This is a genomic window from Streptomyces sp. MMG1533 (genome assembly GCF_001279775.1).
Lineage (GTDB): Bacteria > Actinomycetota > Actinomycetes > Streptomycetales > Streptomycetaceae > Streptomyces.
In genome coordinates, this window is the sequence record NZ_LGDG01000068.1 from 1 (window position 1) to 5,091 (window position 5,091).

A 5,091-nucleotide genomic window follows, 5' to 3' on the forward strand; every position below is an offset into this window, starting at 1 on the left:
AGACGAAGCCGATGACCGCCAGCGACATCACGACCGGCAGGAAGAACGCGGTCTGGTAGACCCGGCTGAAGCGGATCTTCTTGTCCAGCTGCACGGCCAGGAACAGGCCGAGCGGGGTCGGGATCAGGATGAGCACGACGAACCAGATGACGTTGTGCTGGACGGCGGGCCAGAACTGCGGGTTGTTGCTGAACAGTTCGCGAAAGTTGTCCAGGCCGACCCACCTGATGGAGTCGATGCCGATGCCGTCCCAGGTGGTGAAGGCCAGGGCGATCGAGGCGAGGGCGGTGACCCAGACGAGGGCCACGTGCAGGATCGTCGGCAGGCCGGCCATCAGGCCGAGCGTGATGCGGTCGCGGCGGGTCAGCAGCCGCCGGTGGCCCTGTGGAACCCGCCTCTTCGGCGTCGCGGCGCCCGGAGGCGGCACCGCGGCCGCCTCCGGGATCTTCGTGGTCGTTTCGGAGCTCATGGTGTCGGTGTTCATCCGCTTCAGAAGGGGGGTCGGGCTCAGCCGGAGGCGAAGATCGTCTTCTTCTGGCGCTCGATCGAGGACAGCAGGCTGTCGATCCCCTTGGGGTCGCGGATGAACTTCTGCAGTGCGGGCTGCATCACCGTGGAGGTGAAGTCCGGCCGGCTGTCACGGTCCATGAACTGGGTGAGATGCTTCGCCTGGGTGATCATCTCGTAGCCCTTCTTCTGAAGGGCGCTGTAGCCGGAGGTGTCGGCCTTCGTGGAGGCGGCGATCAGGCTCGGGTCGGCCTTCAGGTAGATCTCTTCGGCCTGGGCCGTACCCAGGAATTCGAGCAGTTTGACGGCCCCGGCGTGGTTCTTGGGCTTCTTGCTGAGCATGATGCCGTCGGTCGGCGCCTCGACGGTGTCCTGACCGTACGCCGGGTCGATCTCGGGGAAGGCGAAGAAGTCGAGGTCGTCCAGGTCCGCCTTGTTGCTGAACTGCTGGGCCACGAACATGCCAAGCATGTACATGCCGGCCTTCTTGGCCACCAGGGTCTGCGCGGCGTCCTGCCAGGTACGGCCGACCGCGCCCTCCTGGTGGTAGGGCAGGGTCTCGGCCCAGGTGTCGAAGACCTTGCGGACCTTCGCGTCGGTCCACGAAGCCTTGCCCGCCATCAGCTCGACGTGGAAGTCGTAGCCGTTGAGGCGGAAGTTGATCTGGTCGAAGGAGCCCATCGCCGGCCAGGCGTCCTTGTCGCCGTACGCGATCGGGACGAGGCCGTCCTTCTTCATCTGCTTGCACAGGGCGACGTACGCGTCCCACGTGGTGGGGACCTCGTAGCCGTACTTCTGGAAGAGGCTCTTGCGGTAGAAGACCGCCCACGGGGACGTGGTGAGGGGCACCAGGTAGTACTTGCCGTCCTGACCCTTGCTCAGGTCGTGCATGGCACTGGGGAAGTTGCCAGCGATCGTCTTCCACACGTCGTCGATCGGGGAGGCGAGCCCCTTGGCCGCGAAGAACTGCATCCGGTAGCCGGCGAACCACTGGAACACGTCGTCCGGTGTGCCCTGCAGGTAGGTGTTGATCTGCTCCTGGAACGTGTTGTGGTCCTTGGTGTTGATGTCGACCGCGATCCCGGACTGCTTCGTGAAGGCCGCGTAGACGTCGCCGTATCCCTTCTTCGGGACGGCGTCGGACGCGTTGGATCCGACGGTGACGGTCTTGGTGTCCGACGAGGCGGAACTGCCGGCGCAGGCACTCAGCAGGGGGATACCGGCACCCAGTACCGCGGCACCGCCGAGTCCGCGCAGCACGGCGCGACGGCTGGTACCAGGCATGGGCTGACCAGGGGATGAAGGGTGCATTTCGGCTCCTGAGGGCTGTCACAACCCGGGGCATGGCGCTTCGGCTCAATGGGGGCACGTGACGTGAAGCGGTCGACGATGCGACCAGAAACAAACGCGATCGGACAGATCCAATCGGCTGACGCGTCGAAGAGTGAACTTTCCGGGGACTCGCTGTCAAGGCTCTGCGGAGAACGAGCTTGGCGAACCGCTCCTTTCGAAGCTGCGGGCTCTGTCGGTGAAGGAAATCGTGTGCGTGCCCTTGACGCGCGCCTGTCGGGCTGTCTAGATATGACCGCGCGGTCAGTGACCACGCGGTCATACAGCTGACCTCGCCTGATGCCGACAGCGGGCGGCGAAACATCAGGCAGCAGGCACCGGCCGACAGGAGCTCTCATGACACCAGTGGTGGGGCGCAGCGCGGGTTCTCCCGCACCGCTCAGCGCGGACGTGGCCCGTGTGGCCGGCGTTTCGCGCAAGACGGTGTCGCGGGTACTCAACAACGAGCCCTACGTCTCCGACCCGGTCCGGCAACGGGTGCTCGAAGCCGCCGAGAAGCTCGGGTACCGGCTGAATCACGCGGCCAGGGCGCTGGCTTCGGGCCGGAATCGTTCCATCGGTGTCGTCGCCCTGGGGACAGCCGGATACGGAACCGCCATGCTTCTCGTGGGCATCGAGAAGGCCGTACGCGACGCCGGATACGCACTGCGCGTGGTCAACACGCCGGACGGGGACCCCGAAGGCATTGCCGGCGCTGTGATGTCGCTCCTTGAACAGGGAGTTGACGGGATCGTCGTCTCGGAGCCCGTCGTGGAAGGAGAGGTCTCCGTCAGGATCGACGTGCCTGTTCTGTTTCTCGGGGCACCGCCGTCCTTCCCCTCGGCCCGGACCCTGACTGTGGGCGTCGGCGCCCATGCGCTGGCACGGGCGGCCACCGATCACCTGCTGGACCTGGGCCACACGACCGTTCACCACCTCGCGGGCCCGCAACGTTGGTACGCCTCCAAGGACCGTGTCGAGGGCTGGCGGGCGGCGTTGGAGGCACGGGGCGCGTATGAACCACCGGTGATCCAGGGCGACTGGTCACCTGAATCCGGTTACTCGGCAGGCCGCGAGCTGGCACCGGACAGCTCGGTGACAGCGGTGTTCGCGGCGGGTGACGAAATGGCCATCGGCCTGATCCGCGCTCTGCGGGAGACCGGCCGCCGGGTGCCGGAGGACATCAGCGTGGTCGGCTTCGACGGCAACCCCGTCTTCGCCTACGTAACCCCTCCACTGACCACCGTCCGTCAGCCCTTCGACGCCGCGTCACGAGAGGGCATCAGGCTGCTCGTCCACGCCGTCGAGCAGCCGGAGAAGGATCTGCCTCCGGCGAGTGAGCCACCCGTCGAACTCGTCGTCCGAGGCTCCACCGCACCACCGCCCTCCCACCACGGAGAGACGGTGCCTCGCACCGTTTGAGCAACTGCCCCGCTGTGCCTTGAGAAGTGCGCAGGCGTGAGCAGCACCTCTGTCGCCCACGGGCCCTCGTTCCGAGAGGCCTCGTCGGAGCCATCGTCGCCGCGACATCACCCGCCGTCGCGTCGGCTGACCTCACTCATCGACTCCGCCGTTGCGCGCCTGGATCAGTCCGGCGTACGGCGGGCACCGAAACACACCTCCATCCCTTCCCCTGGGAGCCGCAATGTCCCCTGCGCAGACAGGCGCCAGATCCGGCGCCGCTCCGCGTTCCCGTCCCCTCTTCCTGCTGGCGTTGGTGTTCGCCCTGCTCGCCGCGGTGGCGACGCTGGTTCTGCCCGCCGCGGGCCCCGCGGACGCTCTGGCCCGGCCGTCGCAGACGATGTACACGCCGCCGTCGGGTGCGCCCTCGCCCGGGTCTCTGTACCCGCGGGCGCTGCGACTGCAGCACAACGGCTCGGCCAACGGCACGCTTCTGGCAACGTTCGAGCAGTACACCTCCGGCACGCCGGTCCTCCCGATCTACCGCAGTACCGACAACGGCAACGCCTGGACGAAGATCTCGGAGGTCGCCGACACGCAGAACGGCTGGGGCATGCGCTGGGAGCCCGAGCTGTTCGAACTCCCCACAGCGGTGGGTGACTTCCCCGCGGGCACCATTCTCGCCGCCGGAGCCTCCGTCCCCGCCGACCGCTCCGCCATCAAGATCGATGTCTACGCCAGCACCGACCGCGGACAGACCTGGACGTTCGTCAGCAACATCGCCACCGGCGGCGCGGCCTTCGACACGAACGGCAACACCCCCGTGTGGGAGCCGTTCTTCCTCTACGCCAACGGCAAGCTGATCGTCTACTACTCCGACCAGCGCGATCCCGACCACGGGCAGAAGCTCGTGCACCAGGTCACCACGGACGTCCGCACCTGGGGGCCGGTCGTGGACGACGTGGCGATGCCCACCTACAGCCAGCGCCCGGGAATGCCCACCGTCGCCAAGCTGCCCAACGGCAACTACGTCATGACCTACGAGTACGGCGGTTCCCCCGCGGGCAACTTCGCCGTCTACTACAAGATCTCCCCTGACCCGGAGGCGTTCAACTCCGTCACCGGCATACCCCTGCGTTCGACGGACGGCGTGGTCCCGACCAGCACCCCGTACATCACATGGCTGCCCACCGGCGGCCCGAACGGCACCCTTGTCGTCGGCGCCTACAGCACAGGCGACCTGTTCCTCAACACCGCCAACGGCGCCGCCGACACCTGGACGCGCATCAGCTCCAACGTCGCCAGTGGCTACAGCCGCGGCATGCTGCCCCTGGCCGACGGCCACAGCCTGCTGGTGCTCAGTGGGGGAAGCGGCGGCAGCAACCTCCGTAACCCTGTCACGTACGGCACGATCGACCTGGGCGGCGGGATCTCGGACGGCGCCACCTACACCGTGTCCAACGCGAACAGCAACCTGAAGCTCGCCATCGCGGGCGGCTCCACCACCAATGGCACCGCCGCCACCCAGCAGAGCGCCGACAACGCCACCGACCAGCAGTGGCGCTTCGCAGCGCAGCCCTCCGGCTACTTCAAGATCTTCAACGTCGCCAGCGGCAAGGTCCTCGGCGTGGAAAACCAGTCCACCGCCAATGGCGCCAGGATCCTCCAGTGGGACGACAACGGCACCCTCGACCACGAATGGGCCATCGCCCCCCACCCCGCCGGCGGCTACACCCTGACCAACCGCGTCACCGCCAAGAACCTCGAGATCCCGAACGCCTCCACCACCACCGGAACCACCGCGGGCCAGTGGAGTGACACCGGCTGCGCCTGCCAGCGCTGGAACCTCACCCA

At 67.1% G+C, this 5,091-nt stretch carries 4 protein-coding genes; 2 read left to right on the forward strand and 2 right to left on the reverse strand.

Annotation, left to right across the window (positions count from 1 at the left end):
- Positions 1 to 469 (reverse strand): carbohydrate ABC transporter permease (locus tag ADK57_RS10500; RefSeq protein ID WP_199830530.1); only part of this gene is annotated, 469 nt, incomplete at its 3' end.
- 38 nt (positions 470 to 507) lie between these two features.
- Positions 508 to 1,818, reverse strand: coding sequence for an ABC transporter substrate-binding protein (locus tag ADK57_RS10505; protein ID WP_199830531.1), 1,311 nt, complete (start codon positions 1,816 to 1,818; stop codon positions 508 to 510).
- Between the two features lie 375 nt (positions 1,819 to 2,193).
- Here ADK57_RS10505 and ADK57_RS10510 point away from each other — a divergent pair, with 375 nt between their 5' ends.
- Both ADK57_RS10510 and ADK57_RS10515 read left to right on the forward strand, forming a co-directional pair.
- Positions 2,194 to 3,258, forward strand: coding sequence for a LacI family DNA-binding transcriptional regulator (locus ADK57_RS10510; RefSeq protein ID WP_053749127.1), 1,065 nt, complete (start codon positions 2,194 to 2,196; stop codon positions 3,256 to 3,258).
- 223 nt (positions 3,259 to 3,481) lie between these two features.
- A partial coding sequence (locus ADK57_RS10515) for an RICIN domain-containing protein (RefSeq protein ID WP_053749128.1) occupies positions 3,482 to 5,091 on the forward strand: 1,610 nt, incomplete at its 3' end.